This window comes from Caldicoprobacter algeriensis, from assembly GCF_023838525.1.
Lineage (GTDB): Bacteria > Bacillota > Clostridia > Caldicoprobacterales > Caldicoprobacteraceae > Caldicoprobacter > Caldicoprobacter algeriensis.
The window spans coordinates 1-17,338 of the sequence record NZ_JAHUQD010000013.1; the positions used below are offsets into that span (position 1 = coordinate 1).

Below are 17,338 nucleotides of genomic sequence, written 5' to 3' on the forward strand. Positions count from 1 at the left end.
AATAGATCCACTCCCTAGCATTTATTTCCCTCCGATTCTTTGTAGGATTAATCAGAGGGATAATTCGCCAGGGGGTGGGTCAATTCCTTTTCGTTGCTCCTGGGTCAATTATACACCGGCGGTGACAAATTGAACTTCTTGGATTTGAGACTCGAATTGAAGTCTATTTTTTGACGTGTACTTTCCTACCATGTAGAGTTCGTATTATAGTTACTTTTTGATGCGTACTTACCAGCTCCATTATGTTTTAAGATATGTTAAACATTTTTATCTTCTATGTATATTTTAGAGAACAATTTGTTCATAGTCAAGTACTTTTTGTTCCAAATTCTGATTACGCAAATCGTTTATGCTATAATCCAAGCAGGTGGTGAAATTAAATGATAGGGAAAAGAATACGAGAACTCAGAGATATGAAACAATTGAGCAGGAAAGACCTAGCAAAAGTTCTTGGGGTAACCGAGAGAACAATAGGTTTCTATGAATCAGAAGAAAGAAATCCGCCTATTGATATATTAAACAAGCTTGCAGACATATTTGATGTATCTGTAGATTATCTATTGGGGAGAACCAACATCCCAAATTTAAATAGACATTATCACAAAACTCAAACATCTGATATGTACTTCACCCTGGAGGAACTAGAAGAATTTATACTAAGCAAACGTAAACATCGACAACAGAGTACAGATAATAACAATCATACCCCAAAAAAGAATGGCAATAAAGAATGACAGCAAGATGCTGTCATTCTATTTTTTTATCAAATTTCTTTTCCAGGTGAACTACCACTCACCTATGGAGGTGGTGGCTTCCTGTTTCATTGACCAGACTTGCTGCGAAAGAAAAAAAACTTCTCCTTTCGCAGTAGAGGCCCAATCTCCACAGGCGTAAATTCGGGTAGTCCCTACCCTATCTCTTTTATCAAAACTGCACCATATCCCCTCAAATTCTTCGCCGCATTCTCGTCTCTGTCATGTACACTTCCACATACAGGGCATTCCCATACCCGCTCCCATAGTTTAAGTCCAACATAATAATGTCCACATCTGCTGCATACCTTAGACGACGGGAATGTCCTTTCTGCAACCACTAACAACCTGTTATACCACTTCGCCTTGTAACATAAATAATCCAAAAACTTCGACCACGAGCTGTCCAATATATACTTCGCAAACTTTGTCCTTGCAAGCCCTTTTATGTTCAAATCCTCAACCACCACGACTTGGTTATCGTCTATGATGGCCTTGGACAATTTATGCAAAAAATCTTCCCTGCTATTCTTTACATGTTCATGCTCCCTAGCAAGCCTCTTTATCGCTTTCTCCCTGTTCCTTGAACCTTTCTCCTTCCTTGACAACTGCCTCTGCAACCTCTTAAGCCTCTTCTCAGCTTTGATAAGATACTTTGGATACTCAACCTTGAATACCCCTACGTCATTTGCAATTGTTGCAAAGTGCTGTAAGCCTAAATCTATTCCACAAACCAAATTACTGGGCTCCTTTATTTCGTTCCTCGGATCCTGTACCTCCACAAGTATACTTACGTAGTACCTTCCTGATTTCGTCTTAACTACTGTAACTGATTTTATCCTCCCTTCAAATCCCCTGTGTAATACCGCTTTTATCCCCTCTTTTATCTTCGGAAGATAAATAAATCCTTCCTCAAAATCCACCCTTATCGTCTCGTTCCCATTTGGAAGTATCTGATTCTTCGTTGTATATGACTGCTTATCTTTCTTCTTCTTGAACTTCGGCATTCCAAAATGCTTTGGATTCTTGAAATAATCTCTAAAAGCTTTTTCTTGATTTAATTGCACGTTGGCAAGGGCAAGGCTATCTACTTCCTTCAAAAAAGGATATTCCTTATTTATATTTCGCCGGTGTTACCCTCGGTATTTTTTTGCCCTGCTCCAAAGCTTCAAGCTTCTCTTCCAGCATCTTGTTCCAAACAAACCTGCAGCATCCAAAAATCTTTTCAAAAAATTCCTTTTGCTTATCTGAAGGATATATCCGACACTTATATGCTTTTAACATAGCTTTTTTCTCCTTGACTTTCAATGTATCTTCTAATTACCTCAACTGGAGCTCCACCGCTTGTCAATAAACAATAGCTTCTTGACCAAAAATATTCCTTCCACAATTTCTCTCTAATTTCAGGAAATTCTTTCTTTATCAGCCTTGACGAAGCACTCTTATAGGCATTTATAAATCTTGAAAGTTGAGTTGTAGGAGTTGCTTTGAATAGGACATGAACATGATCTTTGTCGTAATTCCATTCAACTAAAGTTATGTTGTAGTTTAGTTGAATATACTCAAAGATTTCTCTTAGCCTTCTCGAGATTCTTTCATCTATAACATTTCTTCTGTATTTTGTCACCAAAATCAAGTGATAATATAAAAGAAATACTGAATGTTTATTTGAGTCTAATTTCATTGACATCACCAAATATATTATATACCGAAACTGAGTTTCTATCAACCACAATTCATCTCCATCTTATAGAAGATGGAGACTTCTTACGGCAAAGGTGTTAAAAACAAAAAAGACCGTACCCCATCTCTCAATAGATGAGGACGATCTTTTTTGCATCTTTACTCCACAGTGAAAGGCAACAGCGCCAGGTTGCGCGCTCTTTTAATGGCCACCGTCAACTGCCTTTGATGTTTAGCGCAGTTCCCGGAAATCCTGCGCGGAAGGATTTTACCTCGCTCGGTCATATATTTCCTAAGCCTTTGAATATCCTTGTAGTCTACCTTCTCAATTTTATCTAGACAAAAGCTACAAACTCTCTTCTTATTGCGCCTTCCTCTAGCAGGCTTTACCGCATTCTCAACCATCCACCTTTACCTCCTTCCACTTTAGAATGGAAGCTCATCCTCTTCTCCTTCAATGTATTGGAAACCAGCAGGGGCATCCTCGTACTCTTGCTGCCCTCCGTATTCTTGCTGCGAATGCGACAGGTCATCAAACGGCACCGCACTCCTATCCATCCCAGAACTATCGCGATCCAGAAATACCACTTCATCTGCTACCACTTCAGTCACATAGCGCCGCTGTCCATCGCGCCCCTCGTAGTTGCGGGTCTGAATCCTTCCCGAGACGGCTACCAATCTGCCCTTACTGAGATATTTAGCGCATGTTTCGGCCAAACCCCGCCATACCACAATAGGAATAAAGTCAGCTTCACGCTCCCCTTGCTGGTTGATAAAATTCCTGTTTACCGCCAGGAAAAAAGTCGTTACCGCAACGCCGCTAGGGAGGTACCGAATCTCCGGGTCCTTGGTTAAACGCCCAATCAACACAACCTTGTTTAACAATTTTTACACCCACTTTCTACTATTCGTCCTCCCGGACAATCAAATAGCGGATGACCTCATCTGTGATCTTATACACGCGTTCCAGTTCCTGTGGGACAGAAGGCCCTGCAGTAAAATTCATGAGCACATAATAACCCTCTCTGAAATGGTTGATGGGATAGGCCAGCTTTCTCTTGCCCCACTCGTCCACCTTTTCCACCTGTCCGCCCTGTTCAGCGATGAGATTTGAAAATTTCTGGACAGTCTGTTTAATGGCCTCTTCTTCCAGATCAGGGCGGAGCACATACATGGTCTCGTACTTCCTTATCCTCATCCGTCTTCACCTCCTTTTGGACTTTGGCCCTGCCTCAAAGCAGAGCAAGGATGCAGCATGTATACTGCTTTTCCAATTTTTCATCATTTGCATTATATCACCGTCCGGGGCTAAATGCAACAAAAAAGTTTATCTCCTCCGCATTGTAAAAAATTTACTATGAATTGGGATCCAGAACATCCCTCAGGGCATCGCCAAAAAGGTTAAAACCCAGTACTACCAGCATGATCATAAGCCCTGGAAAAAACGAGATCCACGGCGCCTGATCAAGCAGCCCCTTACCGCTGTCTAAAATAACCCCCCAGCTGGGCTCAGGCGGTTGAGCCCCCAATCCCAAAAAACTTAAGGAAGCTTCTATCACAATGGCCTTGGGCAATTCCAAAGTCGCCATAAAAATCACAGGTGCCAATGCATTGGGAAGCATGTGCCTGAATATTATTCTGGCATCGCTCATGCCAAGGATGCGCGCGGCTTGAACAAATTCCCGCTCCCTTAAAGAGAGGAACTGGCCCCTTACCACTCTGCAGTATCCTGCCCAGCTTGCAAGTGCAATGGCTATTATCACGTTTTCAACCCCTGTCCCCAGGGCAGCAATAAAGGCTATGGCCAAAAGTGTAGTGGGGAACGACCAGGCAATATCGGTTATAGAAGTGATGATATAATCCACAACTCCCCCGTAATATCCGGCCAAGGCCCCCAGCACCGTACCTATCACCAGCGAAATTCCCACCGCCACAAATGCCACCCTTAGCGATATTCGCGCTCCGTAAACTATTCTGCTGAATATATCCCTGCCAAACTCGTCTGTACCAAACAGATGCTCAGCGGAAGGAGGCTGCAGCACAACCGAAATATCAGGCTTATCATACTCGTACGGTGCCAGCCAGGGTGCGAATACCGCCGTACAGACAAACAACAAGATGATCATCGCTCCAAATACAGCTCCTTTATGCTTGAAAAGCTTTGCAACGAAATCGGCAAAGGGCTTCCGTACTTTTTCCTCTCTCACTTCCAAAGCCTGCTGCTCAATCCATTCATTTTCAATGTACACTCCTCCATTTCTGCTCTGAGGCGCAATCATCCCTCATATCACCTTCTTTCGGCAAGATTAACTGTATCTTATCCTGGGGTCCACAATGGCATACAGTATATCTGCCAAAATGTTGGCCAGAATTATTGAGGAAGTCAGCACTATCATAGAGCCCTGGACAACGAGCCCTGGACAACGGGATAGTCCCGCGCCAGTATAGAATCTACCATCAATCGGCCTATCCCTGGAATGCTGAATATGATCTCAAGGGCAACCGACCCGCCAATGATCCATCCCAGCCTAAGACCCATAAGCGTGATAACTGGAATCAGGGCGTTTTTGAGCGCATGCCTATAAATCACCACTTTTTCCAAAAGCCCCTTGCTCCTGGCGGTTCTCACGTAATCCTGCTTCAAAACCTCCAGCATGCTTGACCTTACCATCCTTGCTGTTATGGCCGTATTGGTCAATCCAATGGCAAAGCTGGGAAGTATGAGGTGCCGTATGGTCCCGTAGCCCGAAATGGGGAACCATCTTAACTTATAAGCGAAAAAGTACATGAGCAGCATGCCAAGCCAGAATGTGGGAATGGCTGTCCCCAGCAGAGTGCCTGACATACACAAATAATCCACCATGGTATTCTTCTTTACTGCAGCTATCACCCCTGCCGGAATGGCAATTAAGAAGGTTATCAAAAACCCCAGCAGGCCGATCTCCAGCGTGACAGGCAGTCTTTCTTTAATCATCTCTATTACCGGCCGCTCCTGTAGAATGGAAACGCCTAAATCACCTTCAATCACGCTCTTTATAAACCTCAAATACTGTATAATGAACGGCTGATCTAGACCGTACTTCCGCCTTATGCTCTCATAAACCTCGGGCGTTACGTTGGGCCCAGCAATTTGGGACACCGGATCCCCTGGGGCAAAGTAAAATATCGAAAAAACGATGATAGTCATGACTGTGACTACTGGTATCATCAAAACTATTCTTTTTACAATGTATTTCAGCATAATCTACACTCCCCGGATTTTTTGTTTGATAACAAGCATTAATAGCAATATCATCAGCTGATAGAGCGACTTACTGTACTTTTACACCTTTTCTGCCTCCAACCCGTATTGGGTCTTCACAGTTTGCCTGTCACTATATAAATAAACCAGTAATCCTTTGAGGTCATCAATGTTCATCAAACCATGCCTACTTTTTGATACTTACGAAAGATATGGATTTGGCGAGAATTTGTAGTATGCATTCTCACCAAATCCCCTTACTCTACCTCGATGTCAAATCCATCGTTGTACTGCAGCATCCAAGGATGATATTTGAAGTTTTTCACTTCCTTGCGCACCACGATTATCTGCATGGGCACGTAAATGGGCGCCCACACAGCTTGCTCGATCAAGTAACGCTGTACCTCCTTGTACGCCTTGGCCCTTTCAGCCCAGGTCGGCCTTCTAGCCGCATACATGATGAGCTCATCAGTTTTTGGGTCCCTCCATCTCGAATGGTTTGGATATGGGAAGCGCTCCGAAAGCAAGAACCAGTCAAGTATATCTGCATTTGGCCAGCTGTACTCCCTTATAAACAGTTCCTGTTTGCCTTCCTTAAGCATATCGGTATAGCTAGCAGAGTCGTACAGCTGAATCTTGGTTTCTATACCCACTTCTTTAAGCTGCCGCTGGATAATCTCAGCCAGCTTGCTGCTCTTGGATGAATTGTCGGCCGAAAGGGTTGCCTTGAATCCATTAGGATAACCTGCTTCGGCCAACAGTTGCCTGGCCTTTTCAGGATTATACTCATAAGCCAGTCCACGGCTTTCCTCAAGGTACTCGTCTTTGAGGGCAGGGGGTAGATACCCATACGCCACCTCTCCAATCCCCCTGAACACAAACTTTATAATCTCTTCTCTGTTCAACGCATGATTTATAGCCCTGCGAACCCTCACGTCGTTAAAGGGTTCCTTGTCAGTAGCATAGGCAAGATATCCCAGCTTTGTGGCCGGTTCCTTGTAAACTGTAATATCAGGATTTTTTCCCAGCTTTTCCACATAGGTTTCGGGAACATTCCTGAGTATGTGAATGCCTCCCGTCTCAAGCTCCATGATCCTGGAACTTTCATCGGGTATAACTTTCAAGATTATCTTGTCGATGAGGGCCGGTCCCCTGTTGGACATCCACTCGGGGCCCCAGTTGTAATCCTCGTTTTTGACTAGGACCGTCCTGTCTCCCGGAATCCACTCCTCCAGCTTATAAGGCCCTGTACCTATCACGATCTTTTTACCATAATCGTCGCCGTATTTCTCATACGCATTGGCAGGATGTATGCCGGCAGCGGTGTTGGAGAGATTGAACAAAAGATTGGGAAACGGATAATTCAGGATTATTCTCACCGTGTGGTCGTCAACAACCTCAACTTCCTTTATGGCTTCTAGATCAGCTCTGAAAGGCGAACCCGTTGCAGGGTCTTTTATGGTATCAATAGTCCATTTAACGTCATGGGCCGTAAAATCCGAGCCGTCGTGGAACTTTACGCCCTTTCTCAGATAAAAGGTCCATACCAAACCGTCTTCCGATACCTCCCATCGCTCGGCCAATCCCGGCCGATAGCCAAACTCATAGTCTCTGCTGACAAGCCTGTCATGTATATAAATTAGGGCATCGGAATACCACGCCGTCTTTATAGTATCCAGAAGCTCGGCATCCCTGTCAAATCCAATGACCAGGACCTTCTCGGAAGCTTTGGTATCAGCCTTCTTGGAACACCCTGCCACAGCGCTCAGCAAAAACACGCCCAATAAAAGCAACGCCGCAATTTTCCTCAATGCCTTTTTCACTCTGCTCATCCCTCCTTATTGATTTTTGTGTTATAGAAATTTTTTGTGCTTCCACTCAGTGTGGTTTTGGCAACACTCTACACAAAACGTCTTTTAATAGAGATGACAGGCCACAAAATGCTGGTTGCCTACCAGCTTTATTGGCGGTTCAACCTCACTGCACTGTTTTGTAGCATATTTGCATCTGGTGCTGAACCTGCATCCCGTCGGGGGATTGACCGGATTGGGCACTTCTCCCTCCAGCACCAGCTTTTTTCTCTTTTGACCAGGCTTCAGAACGGGTATGACCGAGAGCAGGGCTTTCGAGTAGGGATGCAGTGGTTCTCTGAACAAATCTTCTGCAGGCGCCATCTCCACAATCTTGCCAAGATACATCACCGCCACACGGTCGCTGATGTGCCTGACCACCCGCAAGTCATGGGATATGAACAAGTAGGCCAGCTTTAAGCGGGCCTTAAGGTCCATGAGGAGGTTTATGATCTGGGCCTGAATGGACACATCAAGGGCTGATACCGGCTCATCGCATATCAGCAGTTTGGGATTGACGGCCAGAGCCCGTGCAATTACCACCCTTTGCCGCTGTCCCCCACTGAATTCGTGAGGATACTTCTCCATATCTTCTTTTCTAAGCCCCACCATATCAAACAGCTCTTCAACCCTCTCTCTTCGCTTAACACCATCTTTCATCCCGTGAACAAGGAGAACCTCATCCACAGCATCACCTACTGCCCTTCTCGGGTTCAAAGATGTAAAGGGATCCTGAAATATGAGCTGCATATGCTTGTATACCTGCCTGAGCTGCTTTTTGTTAAAGCGCGTTATATTTTGCCCTTCGAAAAATATCTCCCCTTCTGTAGGCTCCAGCAACCGCATAATAGTGCGCCCTGTGGTGGATTTACCGCATCCACTTTCTCCAACCAAGCCCAACGTCTCCCCATACCCTATATGAAAATCAACCCCATCCACCGCTCTCACGTATTCCATGGCCTTGCCCAGCAAGCCCTTTTTAAACGGAAAATATTTTTTCAAACCTTTTACTTCTAAAATATTTGCAGTCACGACCATACCTCCATATTTCGCTTAACTTCTCTTCATTTAGCGCAAATAGCCGGTTTTCTCAAGCACAAGCACTTAAAGTAATGTTCTTTATAAAGCAATTAGATTTCTTGTTTAATCTCTAGAGTAGCACCTCTGCCTTCTCTTTATCTATTCTATAGCTTTCTATAGCTGCACATCTGCGCATGGTGCCAAAACTTTACGCGTAATTCCAGCAACGCACAAGGCTGGAACCCACCTGCATCAAGGGCGGCTCATCGACCATGCACTCAGCCCTTACATATTCACATCTGCTTTTAAATCTGCAGCCCACCTTTATCTCATCGGGCAACGGAACCACCCCTTTTATCTCCTTAAGCCTTTGGCCTCTGGGCAAATCTATGTCTGGAATAGCCTCGAGCAAGCCTTGCGTATAGGGATGTTTTGGGTTGTTAAAAATGGAGTGTACGTCTGCCTGCTCGAGGATCCTGCCTGCATACATTACAGCAACCTTGTCGGCTATCTCGGCTACAACCCCCAGGTCATGGGTTATCATGATGACCGATGCCCCAAACCTCTCTTTCAGCTCGTTTATCAGCTCTAGTATCTGCGCCTCAATGGTCACATCCAACGCCGTTGTGGGCTCGTCTGCAATAAGCAGCTCGGGATTGCATGCCAGCGCCATTGCAATCATAACCCTCTGCCTCATACCGCCGCTCAGCTGATGGGGATATTGCTTTATCCGCTTTTCGGGGAGCGGAATTTTAACCATCCTGAGCATTTCTATAGCTCCTTCTAAAGCCTCTTTTTTGGAAACATTTTGGTGCTGCATGATAACTTCAGAGATCTGATAGCCCACAGTGAATACAGGATTCAAAGATGTCATGGGTTCCTGGAATATCATGGATATGTCGTTGTCTCGAATCTTTCTCATCTCTTCATTGGTTTTGTCCAAAAGATTTTCTCCTTTAAACCAAATCTCGCCTCTCACTATTCTAGCCGGGGGACTTGGTAGCAATCTCATAATGGAAAGCGCGGTTACGCTCTTGCCGCATCCCGATTCTCCAACTAAGCCCATCGTCTCCCCTCTTGAAACTGAGAAACTCACCCCATCAACCGCAGGAACTATTCGTATATCCATATAAAAGTGAACGGCTAAATCGTTTATCCTGAGAATTTGCTCATTCAATAACATCCCCCCTTGGCTAAAAAAAATTTATTACAAAATTTACGTAAATTGCTAAGACAGCAAGTAAATTAAGTAAACGAAGCTGACATTAATATAGAACTATTAGAATTTGTATTTTAAACTAAAAATCTATACATAAATAATTTATGTATGAAATAATGAGTTAAAACAGAGAGGTGCGCATTTTAGCTTTGGGAGCGCTCATAAAATAGCACTGCTAATTCATTAAAGTATCGTTACGAGGTTGACAATAACCACTCTTGGAACTTAAAGCGATAAGATATTTAGTGCAGAAAAATTAAAAAGCCATGGGGAGACCCACAGCTTTTAAGTGCAAAAACACTACCGAAGCTATCAATCTCCCCTTACCACGCTTACGGGGTTAGCTGACAGGTTCGGGCCTAAGGGTGTAGCCCTACACCTTTCAGCATAAGCCTTTACGGCTTGCCTATAAGTTGCCTTTTATTGCAAGAAAAAATTTTATTAAATCGGTCGCCAGTACACCGAAATGTAGTCTTTTACTCTATACGGAATACAATATAACTCCCAGCACTCCTGACAGCACAATGAGAAGAATTGGATGAATCTTGTACTTTAAGCTCGCTATTATGGCAACAACGAATATCAGCACAGCCCGCCAGTTGACCACCTTCAAAATATTGCGAGTGTCCGCAAATACACAGGCGCTACCGTTGGGCGTCATAAAAAATGTGGTGCGGGCAATCAAAAAGGCAGCTGATGCTATAAGCCCTATAACCGCAGGCCGCAATCCGTACAGCGCATATTGAAGCAGCGGCTGATCCTTAAAGCGCGCAGAGTACTTGGCCACCAGCGTAACTATTATGAACGACGGCAGCACCACTCCCACGGTAGCAAAAGTAGCACCAGGTATACCGCCAGTTTTCACGCCGAGAAATGTGGCGGCATTGATGGCAAAAGGCCCGGGAGTCATCTCTGATATGGCTATTATATCAATCGTCTCTTTAAATGTGAGCCAGCCATGCCTCACTATTTCCTGCTGAATGAGAGGAATCATGGCATATCCTCCACCAATGGTAAACAGCCCTATTTTGAAGAACGTTACAAGCAGCTCCACATACAGCTTGTACATGCTTCATACTTCCTTTCTCTTCTTTATGTAGCTTATAATTATACCCGCTGCAGCCGATGCTAAAAGTACGTATATGGCACTTATGTTGGTTAAACTCATGATGGCAAACACAACAGCCGCAATTGTCCATCCATAATCATCCTTTATGCTGGGCTTTATAAGCTGAAACAGCGCTGTTATTATAAGCGCCACCACACCAGCGCTGATCCCTTCAAAGGCCCTTGCGACTACCGGTATATTTTTAAAGCTCGAAAATAAAAGCGCTATGGCAGAGATGACAATAAATGAAGGCAGCACAACCCCCACAGCAGAGGCCACCGCACCCCATATGCCGGCTATGCGGTACCCGACAAATATAGCAGAATTCACCGCAATTACCCCCGGGACGGACTGCACCATGGCAAATATATCAACGATTTCCTCTTCTTCAATCCAGTGGTTGCTATCCACAATCTCCCTTTTGATGAAGGGAATCATGGCAAGTCCGCCGCCAAAGGTGAAGGCTCCTATGCGAAAAAACACAAAAAACAGCTTCCGTATCTTTTTCAACTTATCTCCTTTATCCATATTGACCTTAACTCCTTTTGTATATTGTTATTTGTTTATTATAGCAGTGCATATGGTCATTTTCAAGCAAAACGGCATCCTGCTTCTGTCAAAAAATTGAAATGAAAATTGAAAATATTATTAGCTGTCTTCCAGCTTTTAAAAGTTTACTTGTAATTATGCAATATAGTGTTGTAAAATGGATTTGATCTACTAAAAATAAACATCAGAAAGGGCGAATCCAAAATGTCCATACTATCATCCCACAAAGACATGTTTGGCTCTTCATTTTACTGTGAATGCGGCAGACAGCACACAGTACCTCTAAAACATGTGGTCATAAAACAAAACGCTGGAAAAGAGATTCCTCCAATTCTCGGTAGAGAAAATCTGGGAAAGCGCGGCCTGATGGTGTGCGACGACAATACCTGGGAATTGGCAGGCAGGCACATAGCCCAAACACTGTCCTATTACGGGTACTCTGTAAAAGCATGCATACTTACTCAAAAGCCCATAGTAAAACCCGACGAAAAAGCCATCACGCAAATACTGCTGGAATTTGAGCCCTCAATGGATTTTTTGATAGCAGTAGGCTCCGGCACCATCAACGACTTAACGCGCTTCATAAGCCACCGCACCAGCAAGCCCTATATAATATATGCCACCGCCCCCTCAATGGACGGTTACGCTTCCACCGTGTCCCCCCTGCTAATAAACGGATTCAAGCGTACATATATCACCGTTCATCCACTTGCAATAATAGCTGACATAGATATGCTGTGTTCGGCACCGAATGATATGATACTGGCTGGGTTTGGCGACATACTGGGCAAGGTCACCTCCCTGGCTGATTGGCAGCTGGGCGTCATCCTGGCACAGGAAAGACTTTGTCCTACGGCTAAAAACATGGTGCAAAAAGCCCTGGAGGAAGTCATCTCCAGAGCGTCCCAAATAGGTCAAAGGAAGCCCGAAGGCATACAGTCCCTGATGGAAGCCCTCATCGTATCGGGCATAGCCATGATGCTGGTGAGCAACTCCCGGCCAGCTTCTGGCAGCGAACACCACATATCCCACTATATTGAGATGAAATATTTTATGGAAGAGCGCCAGCCGCTTCTACACGGCACAAAGGTAGGCCTGGCCGCGCTTTATACGGTGGCATTATACAACGAAATAGCATCCCTGGATCCCAAAAACATAGACATTCAACAATTAGTAAAAACGAGAATCTCCTACGAAGAATGGTGCCAGAAGATAAAAGGAGTATTCGGCCCTATTGCACAAGAGGTAATAGGCTCAAATAACAGGCAAAACTGGGATTCAGTTGTTTATGAACACAGGCTACACAACATTAAAGAAAAATGGGAAACCCACCTTAAGCCATTGCTCTCATCGGTACCCCGGCTTAATACAGTAAAGGAATGGCTACACAAGGCAGGGGCCAATTTTACCCCTCAGGCCCTGGGCATAGAACAAAATTTGATGGAGGAAGCCTTGCTTTATGCCAAAGAAATCCGCCCGCACTACACCATCCTTCGCCTAGCAGATGATCTGGGCATTTTGGAAGAGAAAGTAAAAAAGATAATAAACCTTGTATGTGTATAAAAGGTATTGTAAGTTACTAATCACCTTAGAAAATGGTAGTTTCAAGAATTGGAATCTTTTTGCATATTTTTTCGATAAAAGAGGAGAGCACCCACGATAACCAGTGAGTGCTCTCCTCTAACCTTAAATCGGCCAAGCCAACGGCCCTGTTTATCTCTTTTAATACAATAACGTTGTTTTCCTTAATATTTATAGTACCCATTTAATTAGCATCATCAGCACCAAAAATCTTCCTATAAGCCTCCTCAATCCGTTTCAGCTGCTCTTCAGACAGTTCCCATTCACCTGCTCCTGCATTTTGCTCGGCTTGCTCAGGGGTTTTAGCTCCCACCAGCGCCGTCGTCACACCATCCTGCTGATTTACCCAGTTGATGGCCACATGTGCTACAGGCTTGCCCACCTCTTCAGCAACCTCCCTCAGCACGCCTACCAGCTGCATGGCCTTACTCCATAAAGGTTCACGGAAAAACGGATAAAACTTATCCCTGTTGTCGCTTTGTTCGAACTTGGGCTTTTCTTTAAATTTACCGGTCAGTATGCCTCCTCCCAGTGAACCGTATGTGAGGATGCCAATCCCTTTTTCTCGACAGAAAGGAAGCACATCCTTTTCTATACTTCTCTCCAGCAAAGAATACTGCGGCTGCAGGCTAACAACCTCGGTCATGGATGTAATTTCTTCCATAAGCTTCCTGTCAAAATTGGAAACCCCGAGATATCTGAACTTGCCAGCCTGTTTTAGCTTAACCAGCTCATTCACTGTATCTTCCAGAGGAGTATTTTTGTCAGGCCAGTGGATCTGGTACAAGTCTATTACATCAACGCCCAAACGTTTTAGAGACTCGTCAATCTCTTTTCTTATGGATTCAGGCTTTAAATTGCGTATAAAGCGTGGCCCTTCACGGACGATGCCGCACTTGGTGGCAATGATTACTTTATCACGCCTTCCCTTTATGGCTTCACCTACAATGCGTTCAGCATGGCCATTCCCATACGCTGGCGCCGTGTCTATAAGATTTATACCACAATCTATGGCCTTCTGTATGGTTTCAATGGAAAGCCTATCATCCACACTGCCCCAGAAATCTCCTCCAATGGCCCAGGTTCCCAGGCCTACCACCGAGACGACAAGATCGCTGTTGCCAAGTTTTTTATATCGCATCTCTTTGCCTCCTTTTTTGCTTTTCTTACACGATTCTTGAATCTTAAAAAGCGATTATTTCGTTTATATCTAGATTTTTTATCCCTTGAATTTTTTCAACTGCTCCTGCATCTGAGTATTAAACATACCGTTATCTCCCTGTGTATCTCTACCATGCCTCCTAGACGACTGTGGAACATCGGCAGAACTCCTCTCAAACCCCCTTTGTTGTCTGGCACCGCCAACGCTTCCCCTGTGGCCCATTGATGGCAGAATATCATGTATATTTCTATTATCTTCACGATTGTTATGCCTTTTAGGTTGTTGAGCTTTCACCAAACGCCTAACCCAGCCAAAAACATAATACAGCTCGTTTAAGTTTAATTCCCTAAATTCTTCATTATTCATTTCATATTTATTAGGTGGGGACTTCTTCGATATTTTCAAGAAGCCATCGATAAAACCGCTATAGGCTTCTTTAAGGCTTCGTCCCCCTCCTAGTATCTCCAAATTAGAATTCCGCACATCATAAAGCACCTTATAAAAGCCTTGAAGCTTTTCCGCCTCAGCCTCTTTCCTTTCTCGCATCGCATTTATCATATCCAGTATAAAGCTCACAAAACCAATGCTACCCGACTTTATTATATAATCGGCAGCATGTTCGGCGCAAATTAATAACTCCTCTTTACTCTTGGACACTTTGATCACCTCTTGTATATTGGCCTCTTATATAGCGCTGAGCACATCATGAAGCTTTCCTCCGTTAACCCATCAAGATAATATTCCGCCAGATAATTGCCATTCATCCCTCATATGACTTCAACGCGTTGCTGTAGTTTAATATTCTTATAAGGGCACTTATGTTTTTCTTGACTTCATCGTCGCATTCATTAACGTATTCCCGTGCCTTATCAGCCCACTCAGGCTGTGAATTTATTTCAATGCTGCCGTAAAAATAGGGCTTCCCATAGCCAATTTTAGGCTGAATGTCACCACTTAAACCCAATGCAAAGCACAAAAGCCTTACCTGTTCATCGGTTAAGCCTCTATATATAACCTCTCCTTCAAACTCTGACCCTGCATTTACAAACTCACACAAGATGGGGCCCGATGGTTGAATTCCATTTATTCCATGTTTGTAAAACTTATATCCCTTATACTTGCCATTCTCCATATAATAATTACTCTCCGGGTGAGGCCGAAAACTCCTGGGTATACCCCTCACCTCGGTTTTGTAGTTCACAGCCATAAGGTCATTGAACTGCACCTTACTCTTATTACCCATACTCCCAAACATGTCACATATTATACACTTTTGTTGCCCCCCATGCCACTTATTTTCAGGCATCCTTCCATCCCGCGAAGAGTTTTGCAAACAGCTGTAAGATAAGCTCTCTGCGATGGCTCTGACACATCCCTTAAAGCTTGTACCCGGGATAACAGGTCTACCGTTTATTTTTATAAACTCCCTGTAGATTTTTCCATTATCCTGCACCCTGAAATGGCCTGAAAATATATGGATAGGCGTCAAAACTTTCACTTTAATGGGAATGCGCCCCTCTAGATTACCGCTTTCATGGTAAACTTTACACTTCAAAAAAGGTACAAAATCATAAGATTTTATCATATTCAAGATCACATCCTTGTAATACGTTATGGTCATTAATGGACACATCTTTAAGCAAAGCCAATACCGTTTCGCGGCCTTCTATCCGCTTTTCTTTATAAAACCCCTTATCGAGATAATCTTTTGCCTCAATAGCCTTGCCATAGTACCGCACCATCATGTCCAAATTCTGAACCTTCATCCGTCCAAATCCTTTGGAAGTAAGTCCGCCAAAAACCACCAACCCCTGGTCAATTCTGTCGAATATTTCAAACAGCAGCTTGATATGCCATCTGAAGAAATTTTTAAGGGATATGCTGCATTTAAATACAGCATCCTCTACATATTCAAATTCGTAGAGTGCCCCTCCTCTTGCTGCCCCCGTTATGCGGTCTATTGCCACCGATGCACGAGAGCCTATCCGGTAATCCCCCACGGGGTAAGCATCGTCAAAATATATGCGGCTTTTCAAGACAGTTGAGCCAAACAGTTTACATGCTGGGCAGCTGAGTTTATATCGTTCCTTCCCTATAGAGAACTCTGCTCCTTGCTGTCGTTGACTTGCGCTGCGTTCTTCTTGCCTGATTCTTTGAGCACAGGGAGCTCTAAATATATCACAGCTGCCTGGCAACAGTTGTTCAGCGCAGCTTCTGAAAACCCCTTTCAGAGACGAACCCGGCATGACCGGCACCAGCTTTCCATTCCTATACATGGTAATAAATGTATTATCGGCTGCTGTAGGATCAAGCTGGTCCTCGCGTCCTGACCTGATAAACAGCGGGCTTACAGTTTTTAGCTCAAATGATATTATAGCTTCATTGTATAAATTTCTAAACATACTGCCACCTCATTTCTTCTTTCAAGCCTTGCATGAGATAGCTTTTGAGGTTGTGCTGTTCTATTTTGTATACCCTGGTTTCGATTAGCCTCACGCGACCCAAACCTACAGAGGTTTTACCTCCCACCCTTAACTGTCCGCTCTCCAGCACATTTAATATAAGCTTTAAAATATCCTCATATTCTGGCTCCAAATTGTCCACTGCCATGTAAAACTCAAACCGAGCTCCAGCATCCACCTGCTCAAAGTCATATTTCTTCTTATCAGCAGCTGTTCCCGTGTCCCTGTCTATCCCCACGCCATCTCGTATGCTAAGGTGGGCATCTCCTTTAAGCAGGCAATCGTTCACCGTAAGCTTGGAAGCAAAGTAGGGATTACCAAAAATCTTGCACACAGTACACAGCCGCTTGTATATCTCTTCTGCAATTATGCGATCAGCATCCTGTTTGGCTTTAACCGACTCTTGTATATTCTTTATCTCATCAAGCTGCTCTTTCTTGCCTAGGCATGGGTCATTGACTATCAGGCAAGCGTTAAACCTTTCATCTATTCCACTTGATAGTAGCGTTTCAAGGCAACTCCTCAGCACACCTTTCAGGGAACTACCAGGGATATAGGGTTTGCCATTGCTGTCCCTTATGATCGAGTTATCTACCTGCACCGGATCAAAACTCTCACCACTGGCACCTATATGTATAGGCGTCTCAGCCAGCAAAGTACCTTTTATGATGTATTTATTATAAAACCTATCAAGAAGCGTCACAAGCCTCA

Annotated in this window: 18 protein-coding genes and 1 pseudogene; 2 read left to right on the forward strand and 17 right to left on the reverse strand. The window is 44.1% G+C overall.

The genetic code is table 11. The features are described 5' to 3' along the window. The first annotated feature begins 380 nt into the window (after positions 1-380). Positions 381-734, forward strand: a complete 354-nt coding sequence (locus KVG29_RS08460) for a helix-turn-helix domain-containing protein (RefSeq protein ID WP_252227832.1) — start codon at positions 381-383, stop codon at positions 732-734. Between the two features lie 173 nt (positions 735-907). On the opposite strand, the pseudogene KVG29_RS08465 reads toward KVG29_RS08460, so the two are convergent. The 12 genes and pseudogenes from KVG29_RS08465 to KVG29_RS08520 all read right to left on the reverse strand — a co-directional run bounded on the left by KVG29_RS08465 (position 908) and on the right by KVG29_RS08520 (position 11,401). Further along, positions 908-2,036, reverse strand: a pseudogene (locus tag KVG29_RS08465) (RNA-guided endonuclease TnpB family protein). Further along, positions 2,020-2,436, reverse strand: a complete 417-nt coding sequence (tnpA, locus tag KVG29_RS08470) for an IS200/IS605 family transposase (RefSeq protein ID WP_252227912.1) — start codon at positions 2,434-2,436, stop codon at positions 2,020-2,022. The pseudogene KVG29_RS08465 and the gene tnpA overlap by 17 nt, the downstream one beginning before the upstream one ends. A gap of 158 nt (positions 2,437-2,594) precedes the next feature. Then, positions 2,595-2,840, reverse strand: a complete 246-nt coding sequence (rpsR, locus tag KVG29_RS08475) for a 30S ribosomal protein S18 (protein WP_252227834.1) — start codon at positions 2,838-2,840, stop codon at positions 2,595-2,597. Between the two features lie 21 nt (positions 2,841-2,861). Further along, a complete protein-coding gene (locus KVG29_RS08480) occupies positions 2,862-3,320 on the reverse strand; it encodes a single-stranded DNA-binding protein (protein ID WP_252227836.1) in 459 nt (152 codons plus the stop codon). A 19-nt stretch (positions 3,321-3,339) separates the two neighbouring features. Then, complete coding sequence (gene rpsF / locus KVG29_RS08485) at positions 3,340-3,627, reverse strand: 30S ribosomal protein S6 (protein ID WP_025748564.1); 288 nt, start codon at positions 3,625-3,627, stop codon at positions 3,340-3,342. A gap of 163 nt (positions 3,628-3,790) precedes the next feature. Beyond that, positions 3,791-4,714 carry an ABC transporter permease gene (locus KVG29_RS08490; RefSeq protein ID WP_252227838.1) on the reverse strand — a complete coding sequence of 308 codons (924 nt, stop codon included), beginning with the start codon at positions 4,712-4,714 and terminating at the stop codon, positions 3,791-3,793. 113 nt (positions 4,715-4,827) lie between these two features. Further along, complete coding sequence (locus KVG29_RS08495; RefSeq protein ID WP_252227842.1) at positions 4,828-5,676, reverse strand: ABC transporter permease; 849 nt, start codon at positions 5,674-5,676, stop codon at positions 4,828-4,830. A gap of 257 nt (positions 5,677-5,933) precedes the next feature. After that, complete coding sequence (locus KVG29_RS08500) at positions 5,934-7,508, reverse strand: ABC transporter substrate-binding protein (RefSeq protein ID WP_252227845.1); 1,575 nt, start codon at positions 7,506-7,508, stop codon at positions 5,934-5,936. An 84-nt stretch (positions 7,509-7,592) separates the two neighbouring features. Next, on the reverse strand, positions 7,593-8,558 hold the full coding sequence (locus KVG29_RS08505; protein ID WP_252227848.1) for an ABC transporter ATP-binding protein: 966 nt from the start codon (positions 8,556-8,558) through the stop codon (positions 7,593-7,595). Positions 8,559-8,754: 196 nt separating this feature from the next. After that, complete coding sequence (locus KVG29_RS08510) at positions 8,755-9,729, reverse strand: ABC transporter ATP-binding protein (protein WP_420840545.1); 975 nt, start codon at positions 9,727-9,729, stop codon at positions 8,755-8,757. Positions 9,730-10,246: 517 nt separating this feature from the next. After that, positions 10,247-10,834 carry a chromate transporter gene (locus KVG29_RS08515; RefSeq protein WP_252227852.1) on the reverse strand — a complete coding sequence of 196 codons (588 nt, stop codon included), beginning with the start codon at positions 10,832-10,834 and terminating at the stop codon, positions 10,247-10,249. A 3-nt stretch (positions 10,835-10,837) separates the two neighbouring features. Continuing rightward, complete coding sequence (locus KVG29_RS08520) at positions 10,838-11,401, reverse strand: chromate transporter (RefSeq protein ID WP_252227853.1); 564 nt, start codon at positions 11,399-11,401, stop codon at positions 10,838-10,840. 312 nt (positions 11,402-11,713) lie between these two features. On the opposite strand from KVG29_RS08520, the gene KVG29_RS08525 reads away from it, so the two are divergent. Then, positions 11,714-12,985: a sn-glycerol-1-phosphate dehydrogenase gene (locus tag KVG29_RS08525; protein WP_252227854.1), complete on the forward strand. Its 1,272-nt coding sequence runs from the start codon at positions 11,714-11,716 to the stop codon at positions 12,983-12,985. A 202-nt stretch (positions 12,986-13,187) separates the two neighbouring features. Here KVG29_RS08525 and KVG29_RS08530 read toward each other — a convergent pair whose 3' ends face one another. From KVG29_RS08530 to csx7 (KVG29_RS08550), 5 genes are all read right to left on the reverse strand, one after another. Further along, positions 13,188-14,144 carry an aldo/keto reductase gene (locus KVG29_RS08530; protein WP_252227855.1) on the reverse strand — a complete coding sequence of 319 codons (957 nt, stop codon included), beginning with the start codon at positions 14,142-14,144 and terminating at the stop codon, positions 13,188-13,190. A 78-nt stretch (positions 14,145-14,222) separates the two neighbouring features. Continuing rightward, positions 14,223-14,822: a hypothetical protein gene (locus KVG29_RS08535; RefSeq protein WP_252227856.1), complete on the reverse strand. Its 600-nt coding sequence runs from the start codon at positions 14,820-14,822 to the stop codon at positions 14,223-14,225. Between the two features lie 103 nt (positions 14,823-14,925). Next, complete coding sequence (locus tag KVG29_RS08540; protein WP_252227857.1) at positions 14,926-15,720, reverse strand: RAMP superfamily CRISPR-associated protein; 795 nt, start codon at positions 15,718-15,720, stop codon at positions 14,926-14,928. 13 nt (positions 15,721-15,733) lie between these two features. After that, positions 15,734-16,567: a type III CRISPR-associated RAMP protein Csx7 gene (gene csx7, locus KVG29_RS08545; RefSeq protein ID WP_252227858.1), complete on the reverse strand. Its 834-nt coding sequence runs from the start codon at positions 16,565-16,567 to the stop codon at positions 15,734-15,736. Continuing rightward, positions 16,560-17,330, reverse strand: a complete 771-nt coding sequence (gene csx7 / locus KVG29_RS08550) for a type III CRISPR-associated RAMP protein Csx7 (protein ID WP_252227859.1) — start codon at positions 17,328-17,330, stop codon at positions 16,560-16,562. The genes csx7 (KVG29_RS08545) and csx7 (KVG29_RS08550) overlap by 8 nt, the downstream gene beginning before the upstream one ends. Positions 17,331-17,338 lie beyond the last annotated feature (8 nt).